The 20,159-nt window shown below is 41.8% G+C and carries 22 protein-coding genes; 5 read left to right on the top strand and 17 right to left on the bottom strand.

Features of this window, described 5'->3' with window-relative positions; genetic code table 11:
• From EZV76_RS14360 to EZV76_RS14340, 5 genes are all read right to left on the bottom strand, one after another.
• Window positions 1-561, bottom strand: coding sequence for a TlpA family protein disulfide reductase (locus tag EZV76_RS14360; RefSeq protein ID WP_136567263.1), 561 nt, complete (start codon window positions 559-561; stop codon window positions 1-3).
• An 80-nt stretch (window positions 562-641) separates the two neighbouring features.
• Window positions 642-2,909, bottom strand: a complete 2,268-nt coding sequence (locus EZV76_RS14355; RefSeq protein WP_136567262.1) for an aconitate hydratase — start codon at window positions 2,907-2,909, stop codon at window positions 642-644.
• 103 nt (window positions 2,910-3,012) lie between these two features.
• Window positions 3,013-3,966 carry an AAA family ATPase gene (locus EZV76_RS14350; protein ID WP_136567261.1) on the bottom strand — a complete coding sequence of 318 codons (954 nt, stop codon included), beginning with the start codon at window positions 3,964-3,966 and terminating at the stop codon, window positions 3,013-3,015.
• Window positions 3,967-3,970: 4 nt separating this feature from the next.
• Window positions 3,971-5,377 (bottom strand): peptidylprolyl isomerase, encoded by a 1,407-nt coding sequence (locus tag EZV76_RS14345; protein ID WP_136567260.1) that lies wholly within the window; start codon window positions 5,375-5,377, stop codon window positions 3,971-3,973.
• The gene (locus EZV76_RS14340; RefSeq protein WP_136567259.1) at window positions 5,370-6,293 is read right to left on the bottom strand and encodes a peptidyl-prolyl cis-trans isomerase; all 924 of its coding nucleotides are present in this window, start codon (window positions 6,291-6,293) and stop codon (window positions 5,370-5,372) included. The genes EZV76_RS14345 and EZV76_RS14340 overlap by 8 nt, the downstream gene beginning before the upstream one ends.
• Before the next feature lie 63 nt (window positions 6,294-6,356).
• Here EZV76_RS14340 and EZV76_RS14335 point away from each other — a divergent pair, with 63 nt between their 5' ends.
• The 4 genes from EZV76_RS14335 to EZV76_RS14320 are packed head-to-tail and all read left to right on the top strand — an operon-like array spanning window position 6,357 to window position 8,741.
• A complete protein-coding gene (locus EZV76_RS14335; RefSeq protein WP_136567258.1) occupies window positions 6,357-6,809 on the top strand; it encodes an SRPBCC family protein in 453 nt (150 codons plus the stop codon).
• Between the two features lies 1 nt (window position 6,810).
• Window positions 6,811-7,065 carry a hypothetical protein gene (locus EZV76_RS14330; RefSeq protein ID WP_136567257.1) on the top strand — a complete coding sequence of 85 codons (255 nt, stop codon included), beginning with the start codon at window positions 6,811-6,813 and terminating at the stop codon, window positions 7,063-7,065.
• Between the two features lie 12 nt (window positions 7,066-7,077).
• Window positions 7,078-8,235: a serine hydrolase gene (locus EZV76_RS14325; protein WP_136567256.1), complete on the top strand. Its 1,158-nt coding sequence runs from the start codon at window positions 7,078-7,080 to the stop codon at window positions 8,233-8,235.
• Complete coding sequence (locus EZV76_RS14320; protein ID WP_136567255.1) at window positions 8,232-8,741, top strand: SRPBCC family protein; 510 nt, start codon at window positions 8,232-8,234, stop codon at window positions 8,739-8,741. The genes EZV76_RS14325 and EZV76_RS14320 overlap by 4 nt, the downstream gene beginning before the upstream one ends.
• Here the strand turns inward: EZV76_RS14320 and rimO are convergent, their stop codons facing one another.
• The 3 genes from rimO to ftsY form a co-directional block, all read right to left on the bottom strand.
• A complete protein-coding gene (rimO, locus tag EZV76_RS14315; protein ID WP_136567254.1) occupies window positions 8,742-10,052 on the bottom strand; it encodes a 30S ribosomal protein S12 methylthiotransferase RimO in 1,311 nt (436 codons plus the stop codon).
• Between the two features lie 77 nt (window positions 10,053-10,129).
• Window positions 10,130-11,008, bottom strand: coding sequence for a DUF2911 domain-containing protein (locus EZV76_RS14310; RefSeq protein WP_236640931.1), 879 nt, complete (start codon window positions 11,006-11,008; stop codon window positions 10,130-10,132).
• A 1-nt stretch (window position 11,009) separates the two neighbouring features.
• Window positions 11,010-11,966 (bottom strand): signal recognition particle-docking protein FtsY, encoded by a 957-nt coding sequence (ftsY, locus tag EZV76_RS14305; RefSeq protein ID WP_136567253.1) that lies wholly within the window; start codon window positions 11,964-11,966, stop codon window positions 11,010-11,012.
• A gap of 228 nt (window positions 11,967-12,194) precedes the next feature.
• On the opposite strand from ftsY, the gene EZV76_RS14300 reads away from it, so the two are divergent.
• Complete coding sequence (locus EZV76_RS14300; RefSeq protein WP_136567252.1) at window positions 12,195-14,078, top strand: immunoglobulin domain-containing protein; 1,884 nt, start codon at window positions 12,195-12,197, stop codon at window positions 14,076-14,078.
• A 79-nt stretch (window positions 14,079-14,157) separates the two neighbouring features.
• Here the strand turns inward: EZV76_RS14300 and EZV76_RS14295 are convergent, their stop codons facing one another.
• The 9 genes from EZV76_RS14295 to EZV76_RS14255 all read right to left on the bottom strand — a co-directional run bounded on the left by EZV76_RS14295 (window position 14,158) and on the right by EZV76_RS14255 (window position 20,079).
• Window positions 14,158-14,310 carry a DUF4295 domain-containing protein gene (locus tag EZV76_RS14295; RefSeq protein ID WP_116219404.1) on the bottom strand — a complete coding sequence of 51 codons (153 nt, stop codon included), beginning with the start codon at window positions 14,308-14,310 and terminating at the stop codon, window positions 14,158-14,160.
• A 40-nt stretch (window positions 14,311-14,350) separates the two neighbouring features.
• On the bottom strand, window positions 14,351-14,533 hold the full coding sequence (gene rpmG / locus EZV76_RS14290) for a 50S ribosomal protein L33 (protein WP_031444791.1): 183 nt from the start codon (window positions 14,531-14,533) through the stop codon (window positions 14,351-14,353).
• 27 nt (window positions 14,534-14,560) lie between these two features.
• Window positions 14,561-14,788: a 50S ribosomal protein L28 gene (gene rpmB / locus EZV76_RS14285; RefSeq protein ID WP_116219403.1), complete on the bottom strand. Its 228-nt coding sequence runs from the start codon at window positions 14,786-14,788 to the stop codon at window positions 14,561-14,563.
• 73 nt (window positions 14,789-14,861) lie between these two features.
• Complete coding sequence (locus tag EZV76_RS14280; RefSeq protein WP_136567251.1) at window positions 14,862-16,109, bottom strand: competence/damage-inducible protein A; 1,248 nt, start codon at window positions 16,107-16,109, stop codon at window positions 14,862-14,864.
• Window positions 16,110-16,448: an Hpt domain-containing protein gene (locus tag EZV76_RS14275; RefSeq protein WP_136567250.1), complete on the bottom strand. Its 339-nt coding sequence runs from the start codon at window positions 16,446-16,448 to the stop codon at window positions 16,110-16,112. It lies immediately after the preceding gene.
• Window positions 16,448-17,059 carry a fumarylacetoacetate hydrolase family protein gene (locus EZV76_RS14270; protein ID WP_136567249.1) on the bottom strand — a complete coding sequence of 204 codons (612 nt, stop codon included), beginning with the start codon at window positions 17,057-17,059 and terminating at the stop codon, window positions 16,448-16,450. The genes EZV76_RS14275 and EZV76_RS14270 overlap by 1 nt, the downstream gene beginning before the upstream one ends.
• Window positions 17,060-17,084: 25 nt before the next feature.
• Window positions 17,085-17,861, bottom strand: coding sequence for a 3'-5' exonuclease (locus EZV76_RS14265; RefSeq protein WP_136567248.1), 777 nt, complete (start codon window positions 17,859-17,861; stop codon window positions 17,085-17,087).
• Between the two features lie 9 nt (window positions 17,862-17,870).
• A complete protein-coding gene (locus EZV76_RS14260; RefSeq protein ID WP_236640930.1) occupies window positions 17,871-18,656 on the bottom strand; it encodes a carboxylesterase family protein in 786 nt (261 codons plus the stop codon).
• 61 nt (window positions 18,657-18,717) lie between these two features.
• Complete coding sequence (locus tag EZV76_RS14255) at window positions 18,718-20,079, bottom strand: dihydrolipoamide acetyltransferase family protein (RefSeq protein ID WP_136567247.1); 1,362 nt, start codon at window positions 20,077-20,079, stop codon at window positions 18,718-18,720.
• Window positions 20,080-20,159 lie beyond the last annotated feature (80 nt).

Genomic DNA, 20,159 nt, shown 5'->3' with positions numbered 1-20,159 from the left:
TTATTCTGCTATCAATTCATCCAATAAGGTGTACACCTTTTTGTTGCTCCAATCTGCTATTCCTTTCTTATGGATTACAATATTTCCTGATTTATCGATCAAATAAGAAGAAGGAACCTCCTTGGAATCCACGGGCATTTTTTCCCCAATGATCAAGTACGTCAATGGAAACGTAAACTCGTGCTCTTCCATAAAAGCCTTTACTGGAGGTCTGTTTTCATTGGTGATGATGTAGAAGTCCATTTTACCCTTGTACTTGTTATAAAGTTCTTGTATGCTGGACAGTTCAGCTTCGGAAGGTAATCGCCATGAAGCCCAAAAGTTAATGAAAACCACATTCCCTTTGGATTTTTCAAAATTGAAAATGTTCCAATCTGCATCCTTAAGCTTCCAATCGTAATCGGTTATTTTTTCCCGCTCGGATTGTTCTATCACGGGAGGTGACATGGCCAGTAATTTGTTAAGCAAGATTTTGCCATAATACCCCAAAGGGGTAACAAAAAAGGAAAGCACAAACAGAATCAGTACAACATTAAGGACAGTCTTTTTACTGATTTTCATTCCGAGGGATTTGGTTAAAATTAAAAACTCCTGATATTTCAGCAATATCAGGAGTTTTCTTGAATTATCTTAAAAATAGTTTAAGCATTCTCCTTTTTGATCAGGTTCAGGGCAGACCCCTCATTGAACCATGCTATCTGTGCATTGTTGTAGGAGTGATTTACCTTGATGGTATCCTTGCTGCCATCTGCATGTACGATTTCCAAGGTCAAGGGTTTGTCTGGAGCAAACTGATCTATATCCAAGAAGTTGAAAGTATCATCTTCCTGAATAAGGTCATAATCGTTCTCATTGGCAAAAGTAAGTGCCAACATCCCTTGCTTTTTCAAGTTGGTCTCATGTATCCTGGCAAAGGATTTCACCAAAACTGCCGCAACACCCAAGTGACGTGGCTGCATGGCCGCATGCTCCCTTGAAGAACCTTCCCCATAGTTATGGTCTCCCACTACAATGGTCTTTATCCCTGCTTTCTTATACTCACGTTGGGTATCAGGTACGCCTCCGTACTCCCCAGTCAACTGGTTCTTGACAAAATTGGTTTTTTGGTTGTAAGCGTTTACCGCTCCAATCAAGGTGTTATTGGCAATATTGTCCAAATGTCCCCTATACCTTAGCCAAGGTCCGGCCATGGAGATATGATCGGTAGTACATTTCCCAAAGGCTTTGATCAACAGTTTCATGCCTTTCAAGCTTGCTGGAGTAATGGGCTCAAACGGCTCCAAAATTTGCAAACGTTCCGAGCCGGGTGCTACAATGACATTGACTCCGCTTCCATCTTCAAGTGGGTCTATATAACCGTTGTCCTTTACTTCAAAACCTTTTGGTGGCAATTCCCATCCTGTTGGCTCGTCCAACATAACTTCTTCTCCATCTTCATTGATCAATTTATCTGTCAATGGATTAAAATCCAAACGACCGGCAATGGCAATGGCTGCAGTCATTTCCGGTGATGCTACAAAAGCATGCGTATTGGGGTTTCCATCGGCACGCTTGGCAAAGTTACGGTTGAAGGAATGCACGATACTGTTCTTTGGAGCATTTTTGGGATCTTCATATCGTGCCCATTGACCGATACATGGTCCGCAGGCATTGGTGAAGATTTTAGCATCCAATTTTTCAAAAATCTCAAGAATCCCGTCTCGTTCTGTGGTATATCTAACCTGCTCCGAGCCTGGGTTGATACCAAACTCTGCCTTGGTTTTCAACTTTTTGTCCAATGCTTGTTGCGCAATGGATGATGCTCTTGACAAATCTTCATATGAAGAGTTGGTACAAGAACCTATCAATCCCCACTCCACTGCCAAAGGCCATCCGTTTTTCTCGGCCTTTTCGCGCATGGTTCCTACCTCAGTAGCCAAATCCGGGGTAAAAGGTCCGTTCAATAATGGCATCAATTCAGATAAATTGATTTCAATGACTTGGTCAAAGTACTGTTCGGGGTTGGCATATACCTCAGGATCTGCCGTTAAATGTTCTTTTACTTTATTGGCTTCATCAGCAACATCTTCCCTATCAGTTGCTCTTAGGTAACGCTCCATGGACTCATCATAACCAAATGTAGATGTAGTCGCTCCAATTTCTGCACCCATGTTACAGATGGTTCCCTTACCGGTACATGACATAGAAATTGCCCCTGGGCCAAAATATTCAACAATGGCTCCTGTTCCTCCTTTTACGGTAAGGATTTCAGCCACTTTAAGGATAACGTCTTTTGGTGCTGTCCAACCAGATAGCTTTCCGGTCAATTTTACACCAATCAACTTAGGAAACTTCAATTCCCAAGCCATTCCTGCCATAACATCCACGGCATCTGCACCACCTACACCAATGGCTACCATTCCCAAACCACCCGCGTTTACTGTATGGGAGTCTGTTCCAATCATCATACCCCCTGGGAATGCATAGTTTTCCAATACCACTTGGTGAATGATACCCGCACCAGGCTTCCAGAACCCAATACCGTATTTGTTGGATACCGAACCCAAAAAGTCGAATACCTCGCTACTGGTCTCGTTGGCGTGCTTCAAATCTGCCGCAGCACCTTGTTTAGCTTGAATCAAGTGATCACAGTGAACGGTAGTGGGCACTGCCACTTTATCTTTGCCTGCTTGCATAAACTGAAGCAAGGCCATTTGCGCCGTTGCATCTTGACAGGCTATTCTATCTGGAGCAAAATCAACATAATCTTTTCCTCTGGTAAACTTCTTGGTCGGGGTTCCTTCCCATAAATGCGAATACAATATCTTTTCAGCAAGGGTCAAAGGCCTTCCTACCAATTCCCGGGCCTTATCCACACGTTCCCCCATGGAAGCATAGACGCCCTTAATCATGTCAATATCAAATGCCATTCTACAATCGAGTTTTTAAGATTTTAGTAATTTGGTAAATTTACTAAAATACCTACGATTAAAGAATTAGAATTACCCTAAATAAATAGGGAAGATTTGATATTTATAACAATTTGGAGATAATTTTTTCCTCTGAAATGCCTTCTGCTTCGGCTTTGTAGTTTTTTAGAATTCTGTGACGAAGAATTCCCAAGGAAACAGCTTTTACATCCTCGATATCGGGTGAAAACTTGCCGTGTATGGCAGCATGGGCCTTGGCGGCCAACACCAAATTTTGTGACGCTCTTGGCCCGGCTCCCCAATCCACATAATTATTCACGAAATCCGAAGCTCCTTCGAGCCCCGGCCTTGTTCGGTTGACCAATCGTACCGTATAATCGATTACGTTGTCTGGAACAGGTATCCTCCTCACCAAATGCTGTACCTCAATAATTTCATCCGCACTGAAGAGGGTCTTTAGTTTTACTTCGTTGTCCGTTGTAGTGGTCTTGACCACTTGAATCTCTTCTTCTATGGATGGATATGTGAGTTCAATGGCAAACATAAAACGATCCAACTGTGCCTCTGGCAAAGGATAGGTCCCCTCTTGCTCTATCGGGTTTTGAGTAGCCAATACAAAATAAGGCCTGTTGAGTTTGTATTGTTTTCCTGCTATGGTCACAGCTCTTTCCTGCATAGCTTCCAAAAGTGCCGCTTGGGTTTTGGGAGGTGTTCTGTTGATCTCATCGGCCAGGATAATATTGCCAAAAATGGGGCCCATGATGAACCTAAAGTTCCGATTTTGGTCCAATACTTCGCTTCCCAAAATATCACTGGGCATTAGATCAGGGGTAAACTGGATTCGCTTAAAATCCAATCCCAAGGTTTGGGCAATGGTATTTACCATTAAGGTTTTTGCCAATCCTGGAACGCCTATCAACAACGAATGCCCCCCAGTATAAATGGAGAGCAATATCTGTTCGATTACCTTTTCTTGGCCCACAATGACCTTGGCAATCTCATTTTTTAAAGCCTGATGTTTTTTTACAAGATTTTCAACAGCTGTAACGTCCGACATGCATCTATTCCTTTACCCAGTTGTTTGCAAAATCGCAATCCTTATTCTCGGTGTTTACATGGATATAGGTGTCCTCGATATGCTCGTCCATCCATTCTTTTATGGCCTTGAACTGTTTTTCCCTGAGGGCCAACTCTTGTATTTTTAGATAGTCTTTTGCAAAATCCGCTTTGTGTTCATCATACCTATTGGATATTTTCATGATCTTGAACTTGGGCGCTCCCCCTCTTGGATCATCTTCCCTAATGGGTCTTGAAATTTCTCCATCTTTAATATCCCTAACCTGATTGTAAAGGGTGGGGTCCATTTTGGTCAACTCAAAACGGGAATCAAAATTGATGGGGTTTCTCAAAAGACCACCATCAAACTTGGTCTCCTTTTCATCTGAAAAATTCAAGGCAGCATCGGCAAAGGTATACTTGCCATCCAAAATTTGTTGTCGAATGGTATCGAGTTCCTTTACAGCAGCATCAATTGCACTTTGGGGTATTTCGGGAATCAATAGAATATGTCTCAAATCCAGTTCCTGCCCTCTGATTTTTTCTATATAAATGATGTGATATCCAAAATCAGTCTCAAATGGTTCAGAAATCTCTCCTTCTTGAAGACTAAAGGCTACATCCTTGAATTCTTTCACAAAAGGAGTTTCTCTGGTCATACTATAAAATCCACCTTTGGATTTGGAACCTGGGTCTTGGGAGTAAAGGATGGCCTTTACATTAAAACTGGCATCGTTTTCCTCAACATCTTGTTTTATTTGCTTTAGCCTATCTATCACCTTCTGCTTTTCTTCCTCGGATGCCGTGGGCTGCTTAACAATCTGTGCAATCTCAAGTTCGGCACCAAACACAGGTCTTTCATCCTCAGGGATTTTATAGAAAAACTGGCGGACTTCCTCCGGAGTCACCTCAATTTCCTCAACTATCTTGCCCTGCATTTTCTCGGACAACATATTAAGCTTGTTGATTTCGAATAGTTCCTGTCTAAAGCTTTCGATATCCGTTTTCTTATAAAACTTCAACACCTTCTCCATAGAACCTACCTGGGCCACCAATTGCTGAATCTGTCTGTCACTTTGCGCATTGACCTGATCATCGGAAACCAACAAACTGTCCTGAACGGCCTGATGGGCATACAATCTGTCCTCCATAAGTTTTCCCAAAAGACTGCAACGGGTAATATCTTGCGTTGAAGCTCCTTGGCTCTTCAGATCTATCAATGTTTTGTCGATATCAGATTCAAGAATTACATAATCCCCAATTACAGCGGCAATTCCATCTAACTTTACTTTGTTGGAAGTGCTTGTGGTATCTCGTTTAGTGCCGAGGGCCTCATCCGTATCCTGCGCATTTGCAATCCCGAATGCGGCAAAAAATGCCAAGGTGCAAATAACATTAATCTTTTTATTCATAAACCTCAAATTCTTTCTTCTTAATGGCTTCATCTATGATTTCGGTTTCCAGTTTTTTTATGTAATTCAATCGCCGTCTGTTCAAAATCAATTGGCGTATATCAGGCTCAATATAATCAAATGGAGCTGTATCATTGACTTCCAGAACGTTGGTCACCATTCCCAAATATACTTCTAAGGAGTCTTGTAGCTCAAAAAATTGTGATTTTTTTAAGTATGATCCTTCATTTGATGGGGTCATCGGGGGGATTTCCTCCACCACCCGGGATGCACTTACCCAAATGGAATCGTTAAAGTGTATTTTCTTGAACTGAACGGCAATAGAGTCCAAATATCTTTTATCGGATTCTTTCCAGTTCCGAATCTTGGTCCTAACCCCATCAATATCCAAAAATTGACTGGGCATACCCACGAACCTAAGCTGTACAAGCTTTTCATTGAGCTTAAAATTTTCCTTTTCCTGTTCGTAATAGTTCATTAACTGTGTACGGGTGATAGCGGTATCCTTGGATTGCAGCACCAATGCCTCAATATAGGCTCTAGTGTATAAATCCGTACGATAGTCGGAAACCAAACGATTAAACTCGGCCAATTTCTCTTCAGGAAGATTTATTTTTGATTTGGTCAGCAATAATTGTTTGGACGCCCAATTGTTAATGTAATTGGTCACGAACAAGGTACTGTCCTCTGGAGACATATCATCTTGGATCAGAGTGGCTATATCTTCTTTGTACAAGAAAGTGTCACCTACTCGAGCCAAAGGTTCTTTTTCTTCCTGTTCCTTAAAAAAAGAGCTGCAAGCAGAAAATGAAACCACAGCCAAACAGCAAAGCAGGATCAGAATATTTTTTTGGAGCGAATGCATTTCGCAAAAATAACAATTACTAAATCCCTCACAAGCAGGTTGCTTTCCCATTAACAGATTTTTAGTAAGAGGCAAAGAAAGGATAATTTAGTATATTGGCGCAAACCAGATGGAATGAAGTATACAACAGAAGTTACTGTGGACCTCCCCCGTGATGAATTCATTAAAAAGCTGGATGATCCAGAAAATATGAAGCATTGGCAAAAAGGTCTTGTGAACTATGAACATCTTTCGGGAAACCCGGGTTTGGAAGGGGCCCAAATGAGCCTCAGCTACAAAATGGGAAAACGCGAGCTGGAAATGGTGGAAACCATTATAAAACGCAACTTGCCCGAAGAACTTCATACCATTTATGACGCAAAAGGGGTTCACAATATTCAAAAGAACTACTTTCAAGAAATGGATGGCAAAACCAAATGGATTTCGCAAAGCGAATTTCAATTCTCTGGGCTGGGCATGAAAATTATGGGTTTTTTAATGCCTGGTGCCTTTAAAAAACAGTCTTTAAAATATATGGAAGATTTTAAGGCCTTCGCCGAAAAAGGAATCTCTGTTCTTGACTCATAAGATGGAAAAAGCATTGAATACAAAAATAAAGGCCATCTGGGATTTTAGAGGTCCCAACGCCGCCCATACCGCCGAACATTTCAGAAAACACTTGGAAGAATTTGCCCTTGCTGAACAAGTGACCTTCCATAAAATGGGAGTTGAACATTATAGCCCATCGCACAGTATTGTCTTTATGGTGGTCTCTGAAGACCATGTAAAAAAAGTACGCAGCCTTCTTAGGCCCAATCGCGGAGAGAGATACTCGGAAACTTAGTAAAATTAAGGCATGAAGAATTTACCTTTTTTCCCATATAAAGCGCATCTAGGGATTTGTCTATTGGTATTTGCACTTACTGCCTGTAACCATTCCGATTCCACCAACCCGCTAAATCAAATACTGGGTTCCGAAAATCCACTCATAAAAAGGGTGATGGATGAGTTGGACACCCATGAGGTACAGATACGATATACCCAAATAAATCGGCGTAACGACAGCATTCTTTTTACCGATTACGATTTTCAAGTTGACAAGGGCAATTATTTTTATCCTGCCAGCACCGTTAAGTTTCCTGCGGCGGTAGCTGCACTTGAAAAACTTAATGAGACTGATACACTTTCCTTATATACCCGTTTCTATATTGAGGGTGATTCGGTTGAAACCACTTTTGCAAAAGCAGTTTCGGAGATTTTTGCAGTTTCCGATAATGCGGCCAACAACCGATTGCTGGAATTTTTAGGGCAAGATGACCTTAATGGACGGATGAAAAAGAGAGGGGTTGACCCGATTCGGATTTCACATAGACTATCCACTTCAAATGCTGACGATGTGACCACCAAACCCTTGGTAATTTATCTCAATGATTCCACAACCTCGATAAGCAAATCCATTATAAACAGAACGGCAAAACCACTACAATTAAACCATATCAAAAAAGGAAAAGGATACTATGCTGATGATTCCCTGCAAACCGAGCCTTTTGATTTTTCCCTAAAAAACTACTTCCCCATACAATCTCAAAGCGATTTGTTAAAGCGGATAATCTTTCCTGACACCTTTCCAGAAGAAGAACGGTTCAACTTAAGTTTGGAACAGCGTGAATTTCTTTTGGAGACCATGCATACGCTCCCAGGCAAATTGGGCTACGATCCTCAAGAATATTACGACAGTTATGTGAAATTCTTCATGTTTGGTGATAATCCGGACCCCATGCCAGAACATATCAAAATCTATAACAAAGTTGGATATGCTTATGGCACACTAACCGATTGCTCCTATATAAAAGACACAAAAAACAATATCGACTTTATGATCACTGCTACTATTCTGGTAAATAGTGATGGCATTTTTAATGATGATGCCTATGAGTATGATGAAGTGGGAATACCTTTCTTGGCGGAGTTGGGAAGAGAACTGTATCAATATGAACTAAACCGAAAGCGATGAACAAGCTCACTTTTGACAGTTTCAACAAAAAGATATTTATCAAAGCCCCCATGGAAAAACTGTATTGGTGCTGGGGAACTTCCAAAGGAATAACTTCATGGTTTTTGAGGGAAGCCACGTATGCTTCAGATGGAAAACAGCGCTTGTCTGAAGATTTTATACAACCGGGCGATGATTATGTTTGGAAATGGCACAATTGGGATGAACAGGAAACCGGAAAAGTACTTCAAGCCAACGGAAAAGATTTTTTGGAGTATACATTTACGGGCTGTAAGGTTTCGGTAAGCTTGGAAGACCACAAAAATGCAGTCCTTTTGACCTTACGGCAGTTTGAAATCCCGACCGATGAGGAAAATAAACTCAACATACATCATGGTTGCAGCAATGGTTGGACCTTCTGGTTGGCCAATTTAAAGGCCTATTTGGAACATGGCATCCTGCTCAATGAAACTGAGTTTGACTTAAGGGACATCCCTTTGTCCGGTTTCGAATTTGTAAATATGTAGTTATTTGGAGGTTACAGGAGCCCCGTATAGATCAAAATCGGAGGCATCTGTAATTTCAACATCAACAAACTCGCCTACTTTCACATAATATTTAGTGGCATCGATAAGGACTTCATTATCTACGTCTGGGGAATCATGTTCCGTTCGTCCCACAAAATAATTGCCTTCCTTTCGATCAATAATGCAACGGAATGTTTCCTCAATCTTTTCTTGATTAAGTTCCCACGAAATTTGTGATTGGATTTCCATAATCTCATTGGCCCGTTGTTGTTTTATTTCTTCGGGAACATCATCCTCCAAAGTATAGGCATGGGTATTTTCCTCATGGCTGTAGGTAAAACATCCCAAACGTTCAAATCGCATCTCCTTGACCCAATTCTTCAAGGTTTCAAAATCTGCTTCGGTCTCTCCAGGATATCCAACAATCAAAGTGGTACGTATGGTCATTCCTGGTACGGCCTCCCTAAAGTCCTGCAGTAATTTTGTGGTCTTGGCCTGGGTGGTTCCCCTTCGCATACTTTTTAAGACGCTGTCAGATATATGCTGAAGTGGAATATCTATATAATTGCAAATCTTGGGTTCATTGCGCATTACCTCCAACACATCCATGGGAAATCCAGTGGGAAAGGCATAGTGCAGACGTATCCATTCAATTCCCTCTACTTCTACCAGCGCCCGTAACAGCTCCGCTAAATTGCGTTTTTTATATAGATCCAATCCATAATAGGTAAGGTCTTGAGCTATCAAGATAAGCTCCTTGACCCCGTTGGCCGCCAGCTTTTCTGCTTCGGTCACCAACGCTTCAATAGGTGTGCTTTTGTGCTTTCCACGCATCAAGGGAATGGCACAAAAAGAGCAAGGGCGATCACAACCTTCGGCAATTTTTAGATAGGCATAGTTCTTGGGTGTAGTGGTCAAGCGTTCTCCCAACAACTCATGCTTATAATCTGCCCCCAAAGCCTTTAATAAATTGGGCAAATCGCTGGTCCCAAAATATTCATCCACATTGGGTATTTCCTTCTCCAAATCGGGTTTATAGCGCTCACTTAAACATCCTGTAACAAAAACCTTGTCCACAGCACCTGCCTCCTTCTTTTGCACATATTCCAAAATGGTGTTCACGCTCTCCTCCTTGGCATTGGCAATAAATCCGCAGGTATTGATTACCACAACATTGCCTTCCTCTTCGTGTACAACCTCCTTGTTATTGGCTCGTAGCTGCCCCATCAACACTTCGGAATCGTAGACATTTTTGCTACATCCGAGCGTTACTACATTGATTTTGTTCTTTTTGAGCGATTTAGTGCGCATAGGTATTTAAAATAAAATGCAAAAATAAGGGAAAGTTTATTCCCAGAGGGTTTTATAAGAAGATTACAAAATTAGGGCTAAGGCTCTCGCACCAAAGTGCTCCATTCTTTTATATTGGCTTCATTCATCCGAACAAATTCATCCTTTTCCAATTCACTGGAGATTTTCAACGATTTTTCAGCAGATTGAATAGCAGAAGCATAATCTCCCATTTTAGCCAGTACCAACGATTTCACCCTATGAAAATAATAGGTGTCCCCGCCCAATTCCAAGGCCTTGTTAAGATAATCCAATGCTCGCGGATAATCCTTCCCTTGTTCCTGCAAATACCGAGCTGCTTCGTAGTACGTTTGTGCAGTTGGGTTTTTAGCCAATTGCTCTCGAATTTCAGTTTCCATTTGTGCATGGGTATCCACCTTAAAAGGAATTACCAATTGCGTATTGGCCCAACGGAGTCGCATATTGGCTTTATTGTGCGTAATAGAATCGAAATCAATTAAAAAATTTTCTTGATGATACCGTACTTCTTTGGCTCTTATTGCTATCCGAAATAAATCTTCTTGAGGGTCGTATTCCTTTCGGCCATCTCCCCAGTGACCTGTATTCGTGTGAAATGCAATTTCCCAAGCATCCAATTCGGGAAAAGCATAAACTGCATAAGTTCCTTTGGGCAATAGATTCCCCATGACTTCCATGTCTGTACTGACCGTAATTTTGGTGGATTCATTGGCCCCAACCCTCCAAATACGTCCATAAGGCACCAAATGACCAAAAATTTGTCTACCCCGAACTGCTGGACGGGAATATTCAACCGTAATTTTAGATAACCCTACCTCCTGCACCACTAAAGAAAAAGGACTGGCCTTGGGGTAAGTAATCTGCGCATGGGAAGCAATCACAACACACCAAATTGACAATTTGATCACCAATTTCAATTTGCTTGCCATTGTCGCCATGCTACATATTAAAAAACGAATCCACAAACTCGTACTTGTTAAAGACTTGAAGATCTTCAATACCTTCACCCACTCCGATGTATTTTACAGGAATCTGGAACTGGTCTGAAATTCCAATGACCACCCCACCCTTTGCTGTACCGTCCAACTTGGTCACGGCCAAACTGGTCACTTCTGTGGCTTTGGTAAACTGTTTGGCCTGCTCAAAGGCGTTTTGCCCGGTAGAACCATCCAACACCAATAAAACTTCATGCGGAGCATCGGGGACCACCTTTTGCATTACCCGTTTCACCTTGGAAAGCTCGTTCATGAGGTTGACCTTGTTATGAAGTCGGCCCGCTGTGTCCACCAAGACCACATCGGCATTCTCTGCCACAGCAGAATTCAAGGTGTCAAATGCCACAGATGCGGGGTCACTTCCCATCTTTTGTTTAATAATGGGGACATCCACACGCTTGGCCCATACTTCCAGCTGGTCAATGGCAGCAGCCCTAAAGGTATCTGCAGCACCCAAAACCACTTTTAATCCTCGGTTTTTAAACTGATGGGCCAGTTTACCAATGGTAGTGGTCTTTCCTACCCCATTTACGCCTACCACCATGATCACGTACGGTTTTTTATCCGAAGGAATGGAGAATTCAGTCTCCTCCCCCACATGGGTTTCCGATAGAAGACCGGCTATTTCTTCTCTCAAAATGGTATTGAGCTCGTCTGTACCCATATATTTATCACGGGAAACACGCTCCTCAATACGGTCAATGATCTTTAGGGTAGTGTTCACTCCTACATCCGAAGTAACCAAGACTTCCTCAAGACTGTCCAACACCTCATCATCTACTTTGGATTTTCCGGCCACAGCCTTACCCAACTTGCCAAAGAAGCTGGTTTTGGACTTTTCAAGGCCTTTGTCAAGGGTTTCTTTCTTTTCTTTTGAAAATATTTTTTTGAATAAACTCATTAGATATACATCATTCCAAGCCCCAAAGATAGGAAAGTACGGCCATTTTTGTTAAAAGAAAATGGCTTTTGCCCCATCACCGAATTCCAGAAAACAACCTCCTACACATGCTGGTAAACCTCATGCACCCTAGGTTTTACCGATGAAATGCACGGCTACACAACAAATTTTAGAACACCTCCATCAACTCTACTACTTTTATAGTGGTTTAGTTTCTCAACTTTTACCATGAAAAAACCTCACAACAAACTATATTTGGTAGTAGTGGCGCTGTTTTCTCTAACAGTTTCCGCCCAAGATACTTTTTCCGACACTTTTAGTTCGGTGTCTTATTCCAATAATAATGGCTCTCAAAACTGGGCTACAAATTGGATTGAGTCTGGTGATGACAACTCCGCTTCGAGTGGTTACATACGGATAACCGGAGATGAACTAAGGTTTAGCTATATATGGAGCGAAAACATTAGAAGAAGGGCCGACTTGAGCGGATATACTGCGGCAACCCTCACTTTTGATTGGCAAACTTCCAGTCTTGAATCAGGAGAGACCTTGGCGGTTCAAATTTCCAGTGATGGTTCTTCATACACCACTTTAGATACATTTGCAGGCTCCACAAGCGGTTCTTTTAGTCAAGACATAACGAGCTACATATCCAGCAATACCACTATACGATTTTTAAAAGGAGGGGCTGATTGGAGTCAAAGCAACGACCGTGCTTATATTGACAATGTTGAAATTTCAGCTACCTCAATCCCGGTCATTGATACGGACAACGATGGTATCAGTGACGCTGTGGACTTGGATGATGACAACGATGGCATTACGGATGAGGAGGAATACTGCACTTCGATCAGTGCTTCATTTTTAACGTCGGCCGATGTGGGTGAACGGTCGGTAGTCATCAATCATACCGATACAGGATATCTACGGCTCGATTTTTCTTCCATGGACAACTCTTTTCAGTTGGACATCAATGGAACCACCGTACACCCTTCCGTACTTGAATTTGAAAATGGTGCCCTTGGTGGCGGTGAGGAATACTTTGTATTCCAATCTGACGGCAGCTTTATCAGCTCTCCATGGGTAGCCAATTCCAACGGTTTGCCAAGGCTTCGATTGATCATAGACGAGTTTGGTCAAGCCAACTTATATGGGACTAGAAGTACATCATCCACTTCATTGGAATTGATGCAGGCCCAAGGTGGCACCCCCTTTAATACCATAACATGGGTTCCTGGCAATAACAACACCTTTACCGTAACCAACCAAGCCGGACCTGGACCTGAAGGGTTTACCGGTGAACTTTTTGCCAGTGCCATTTGTGATACCGACGGTGATGGTATCAGCAATGAGTTGGATTTGGATTCTGATAATGATGGAATATTGGATATTGTCGAGTCTGGAATATTGAACTTGGGAGGGGTTTCCGATAGTAATAATGATGGAATCATCGACGGGGCCAGCTCTGGCTCTGGAAGCAATGGATTATACAATGGCATTGAAGATAATGATACGGTATATGCCATTCCAATCTATTCTGTATTGGATTCGGATGCTGACGGCACCTATGACCCATACTCTACTGATTCTGATGGTGATGGCTGTAATGATGTGGTAGAATCTGGCTTTACGGATGATAATGATGACGGCTATTTAGGCCCCTTACCTGTTACTGTAGATGCCAATGGTGTGGTCACTAGTGGCTCGGACGGCTATACCACTCCAGCAGACAACGATTCCAACACCACATTCGATTATAGAGAGGCAGGTACTGCTCCCAGTATTTCCTCACAACCTGCCAATGTAACTACCTGTCCTGGCTGTTCAACCAGCTTATCGGTAACCTCGGCGGGAGATCAGTTTCAATGGCAAGTTTTCAGTGGTGGGTCTTGGAACGATCTTTCGGACAGCGGGATTTATTCTGGAGCAACCACCAGCACATTATCCATTACCAACCCAACACCCACCGAGCACAACAACCAATACCGGGTTGTAGTGACCAATGATGGTTACATCTGCGGAAACACATTATCCAATACAGCTACACTAACGCTTCAGGTGGACACTATGATTACCAACAGAAGAATTACCTATCGAGCAAACAAAGATTAATTACCGATAATAAAAACGCACAAAAAAACCGCCTTAAAGGCGGTTTTTAATTTTGTTCAAGAAACGTGAAAAACGATTCTTATTGCTTGTTCAACCAATCGTTGACCATTTCTGGAGCCATAACTGATTCTACAAAAGTATATGCTCCTGATTTTGGAGATTTAACCATTTTAATGGCCTTGGTCAATCTTTTTGATGATGATTGAAGGGTTGCTACTGTTTTCTTTGCCATGGCTTATATTATTTATTAGGTCTTACTTTTAAAGAACCTATTATTTAATTTCTTTATGAACGGTCATGCGCTTAAGGATAGGATTGAATTTTTTGATTTCCATCCTGTCCGGCGTATTCTTTTTGTTCTTGGTGGTAATGTACCTTGAAGTACCTGGCATACCAGACTCTTTGTGTTCTGTACACTCCAAAATTACCTGAATCCTATTTCCTTTCTTTGCCATTGTATCGTACTTAAGATCTTAGACTACTTATTTTTTGGAATTGATTTCCTTCAACACGGCAGAGATTCCTCTCTTGTTGATGATTTTCAATCCTCTGGACGAAACGTTCAAGGTTACCCAGCGGTCTTCTTCCGGAATGTAAAATTTCTTTTTGGAAATATTTACATCGAATCTTCTCTTGGTTTTATTGATGGAGAAGGAAACGTTGTTCCCGAACATCACTTTCTTCCCTGTAACTTCACAAACTTTAGACATCTCCCGAACTTTTGAGTGATTTTATTGAGGCTGCAAATTTATACCATTTTAATGGGACGTACAAAATTCTTTTTCAGAAATTTAAAATTTCTTTCAATAATAGTTCAAAAGCCTTGTTCACAGACTTCTCCACCACACGTTCCCTATGGTTTCCCATACTGAATTTCTCCGCAAAAGTACGCTCTGGTGTGCTAATGGCAATAAAAACAGTTCCCACCTCCGCATCTGAATCTCCCTTGGTAGGGCCTGCATTCCCGGTGGTGGCAATGGCAAAATCCGTATTTAAAATAGTTTTGGCGTTCTTGGCCATGGCCACTGCAACCTCCTCGCTTACTACAGAATACTGTTGGATCAGTTCTTCTGGAACGCCCAACAACTTAATTTTTGTTTCCGTGGCATAACTTACCACACTTCCCTTAAAGTATTGGGATGCACCAGGAATTGAGGTGATTCCTTCAGCTATCCTACCTCCTGTAAAACTTTCTGCCGTAGCCAAGGTCAACTGCTTTTCGGTCAACAGGGATGCTATTTGAGCTTCCACGGAAGCATCTTCCTCTTCTCCATAGATGATATCACCAATTAGGGGATAAAGTTTTTTAATTTCTGCATCCATGGTAGATTTAAGGACATCGTTGTCACTTCCTTTTGCAGAAAGTCGAAGTCTTACCTTACCTAAATTGGGCAGATACGCCAATTTGATGAATTCAGGAAGATTGTCCTCCCAATCCTCTATCTTTTCAGCAAGGGCGCTTTCGCCAAGACCATACGTTAAAATGGTCCTGTGCAAGATAAAAGGACGGTCAAACTCCTCAATGATCATAGGCAGAACCGAGCTTGTCATCAAATTTTTCATTTCCATGGGAACGCCCGGAAGGGATACATAGACCACCTTATCCTTTTTCATCCATAGCCCCGGAGCTGTTCCATAGGCATTGTGCAATACAGTGGCCTGCGATGGTACCAAAGCTTGCTTTCTATTTAAATCGGATATTGGTGTGGAAATATACTTTTTGAACAATACTTCAATATGGTGCAAGACTTTTTCGTCTTGAACCAACTCATCCCCAAAAAAATCGCAAAGGGTATGCTTGGTAATATCATCCTTGGTTGGTCCCAATCCACCCGTGATGATAATAACTGAAGACCGCTCACCCGCTTCTTTCAAGGCGGTTAAGATATGGTCCCTATCATCTTGTATAGAGGTAATCTGATAAACGGAAACACCTATCTTGTTAAGCTCCTTGGCTATGAAAGCGGAGTTGGAATCAATAACTTGCCCAATAAGGATTTCATCCCCAATGGTGATGATCTCTGCTTGCATTTATAGGTTAAAATCGTTCTTGAGTTCGGATACTACTTGAAGTACATCTTTTTTCAGCAAGGGAAATTTTTCCTCTATTTCGTCAAAATTTCCAGTATTCTTACCCAAGGTCTCAATTTCCAATGCTCTAGCCCTTGTCTGCTCCATACCCAAAATGTCCACGTTGGGCTTTATCTTGTGCGCCAATTTGTATACATTTTCATAATCCCTGTCTTTTATGGCTTTTTCCAAACCATCTAAATCTTCAGGAACTTCTTCCAAAAAAACAGAAATAACAGAGGTGATGAAATCTTGGTCTCCTTCTGCCATTTCATTTATTTTATCGAGGCTGTAAATCATTATCTTACATTAATTTCAAATAGTTGTTCACCTTCAAGCATCCCTGAAAGGTAGTCATTTGGACTTACTTTACCAACACCTGCCGGTGTGCCTGTAAACAAAATATCACCTTTCTTCAGCATAAAATATGTAGAAACGTGGGCAATCAATTCATCTATCTTCCACAGCATCAACGAGGTGTTTCCCTGCTGTACTTTTTCACCATTCTTGGATAAGGAGAATGTTAAATTATCTACATTCTGGAACTTGGACTTTGGCAACCAACTTCCAACTACTGCAGAGCCATCAAACCCCTTTGCTTTTTCCCATGGTAGTCCCTTCTCCTTTAATTTGGATTGAAGGTCCCTAGCCGTAAAATCTATTCCCAGGCCAATCTCATCATAATATTTATGGGCGAACTGAGGTGCAATGTGCTTTCCCACCTTTTTAATCTTTACCAATACTTCCACCTCATGGTGCACATCATTGGAAAACTCTGGAATGTAAAAATCCTGTTCTTTGGGCAGTATGGCCGAATCTGGCTTAATGAAGACCACGGGTTCAGTGGGCCGTTCATTCTTGAGTTCATCAATATGGGCAGCGTAGTTCCTGCCTATACATATCAGTTTCATAGGGTGTATTTTTTGAGGTCTACTTTTAGGAAAGCTTGTTATTGAGCTTGCTCAATTTAATCTGTGTAAGCACTTTTTTGGTGTATAGGGGAAAATCCGCGTTCAACAACCAACCAAAATAACCAGGTTCTTTTTCCATGATTTCATCCACCGTTTTTCCCTTGTGTTTTCCGAAGGCAAAAATAGGCTGATCATCTTCATTGACACCAATAAATCCTGCAAAATCCAACGACTGTTTTCTGGTGGTGAACTCTGACAGTTTCTTTACGTTATTTTCCAATTCCGGATATCTATCCAACTGCGCCAACAATACTTCATAGGTTGCCATGGTATCTGCTTCGGCACTATGCGCATCATCCAGATTTTTGTCACAGTAAAACTTATAGGCTGCTTCCAAGGTACGTTTCTCCATTTTATGGAAAATAGTCTGCACATCCACCGAAACCATACTTTTCATATCAAAATCCACCTCGGCACGCAACATTTCTTCGGCCAGTAATGGAATATCGAACCGATCAGAGTTATATCCCGCCAGGTCGCTATCCTTTATCATCTTGTAAATTTCTTTGGATAGCTGCTTGAAGGTAGGTTCATTGGCCACTTTTTCATTGGATATGCCATGAATTGCCGTAGCTTCCGCCGGAATGGGCATTTCTGGGTTCACCAACCAGGTCTTACTCTCTTTATTGCCATTGGGAAAAACTTTAAAGATGGCTATTTCAACAATTCTATCCTTGGCCACATTGGTTCCTGTAGTTTCTAGGTCGAAGAAACAAATGGGCTTGGTCAATTTTAAATCCATGTACTTTTTTTATCTTGATTTAGAAAATAGCCACGATAATAACTCGGGCTCTGCAAAGGCATTGTCCCAACTGTTATGCCCTACTCCGGGATAAACGGAATATTTTACATTAATACCTTTTTGTTTCATGGCCTCCACCATTTGAGCTGAATATTTTTCAGGAACGCTTTTGTCATCTGAACCGTGGAACACCCACCAATCGAGCTTTTTAAGGCGCTTGCTGATTTCTGGGTTGGCTCCACCGCAAATGGGAAAAGCAGCCGCGAACATTCTAGGATTGCGCCGTACCAGTTCAAAGGTTCCCATGCCACCCATGGATAAGCCTCCCACATAGAGTTGGTCCCGTTTTAATCTGTAGTCTTTTTTGAGATGCTTTATGAGCCCTTCCAATAAGAGCATGTCTTTGGTAGGCTCAGACTTTTTGTAAAACACAAATTCCCGGTTCGGAAATTCTCCTTCTACCCCGATTCTGGCCCAAGAACTATTGGCCCTGCATTGTGGAAACACAACTATTGACTGATATGCATCCCTATTCTGATTTTCCAAGAATAGACTTGCGCCATGCATAAGCTGCGCTTTATTATCATTGCCACGCTCTCCCGAACCATGTAAAAAAATGAGTAGGGGGTAGCTTTTTGATGCATCGTAATCTTTTGGCAATAGTATTCGATAAGGCAGACTATCACCTTTTTTTATGAAATAATCCTGTTGATATGCGGCGTATTCTTGCGCAAGAATTGTATTGCAAAATAGCGCAATGGCCATAGCACAGATAATGGGGGTGTAAATTTTCATGCTAGTTGAAATGATTGAACCCCTAAAGTAAGAATCTTAGAGGAAAATGCTTCCTTTTGGATTAGATTTCCCGATTTATATCCCAAGCTTCCAAATAATCGGCCACCGTTTTCACGAACATTCCTCCTAGAGCTCCATTGACCACTCGGTGATCATAACTGTGGGACAGGTACATTTTACTTCGGATGCCGATGTATTCTCCTTGGTCAGTCTCAATTACGGATGGAATCTTACGAATAGCCCCCAGAGCCAATATCCCAACTTGTGGCTGATTGATGATAGGCGTTCCAAAAACGCTTCCAAATGACCCCACATTGGTTACTGTATAGGTTCCATCTTTGATTTCATCCGGTTTTAACTGATTGTTGCGCGCTCTATTGGCTAAATCGTTCACGGTCTTGGCCATGCCCACTAAATTAAGTTGGTCGGCATTTTTTATTACGGGTACGATCAAGTTTCCATCAGGAAGGGCTGCTGCCATTCCAAGGTTGATGTTTTTCTTTTTAATGACCTTGTCCCCATCCAATGAAATGTTCATTAAAGGATATTTTTTCAAGGCAACTGCCACAGCTTCCATAAAAATTGGGGTAAAGGTGAGTTTTTCGCCTTCGCGTTCCTCAAAACTCTTTTTTACCTTGTTTCTCCAATTCACCACATTGGTAACATCCACTTCAACAAAACTTTGCACATGGGCAGATGTGGCTACACTATCCACCATATGTTGTGCTATAAGTTTACCCATTCGGGTCAAGGGAATAATCTCATCACCGGCACCAGCTTGCACTGGAGTTGGCTTTGGTTTTTCTGCAACACTTTTATCCACTTTGGGAGGTGCTTCCACTGTTTTGGTTGGTTCGGCTGCAGGTGCTTGTTCAGTTTTGGGGCCACCATTGTTGGAACGGTTCTCTAAAAAGGCCTTGATGTCATTCTTGGTCACCCGTCCTTCTTTCCCGGTTCCTATAATGGACTCCAATTCTTCCATGGAAACTCCTTCTTCTTTGGCTATGTTTTTTACCAAGGGCGAATAAAATCGGTCTGAACTTGAAAAAACGGGAGCTGGGGAAGACACGGCCTCTTTTACTTGGGCCATTTGACTTTCCAAGGCAATCGCAGGTTCTGCTGTTTCAACCTTTTCAGTTTTTTCTTCCGGGTTTGCAGTATCCAAACTATCTTCTGCTTCTCCTTCTATTTGAATTACGGCAACAACTTCGCCTACTTTTATAACGTCATCTACTTCAAATCTTTTTTCCAACAACACACCTTCCACCTCACTCGGCACTTCTGAATCTACCTTATCAGTGGCAATTTCAAATACGGCTTCGTCCATTTCTATGGTATCGCCCACCTCCTTGAGCCAAGTGGTCAATGTTGCTTCTGCAACACTTTCTCCCATCTGCGGTAATTTCAATTCAAATTTTGACATATTCTTATTTAACGAAGTGATATTGACTTATATTTTGCAAAAATACTAAAGAAATCGACTCTTTATTGATTTAACCATAT

Source organism: Flagellimonas alvinocaridis, assembly GCF_004916895.1.
In the GTDB taxonomy this organism is placed as follows: domain Bacteria; phylum Bacteroidota; class Bacteroidia; order Flavobacteriales; family Flavobacteriaceae; genus Flagellimonas; species Flagellimonas alvinocaridis.
Note: the sequence above shows the minus strand (reverse complement) of the source record. Positions and strands in the feature narration are given on the sequence as shown.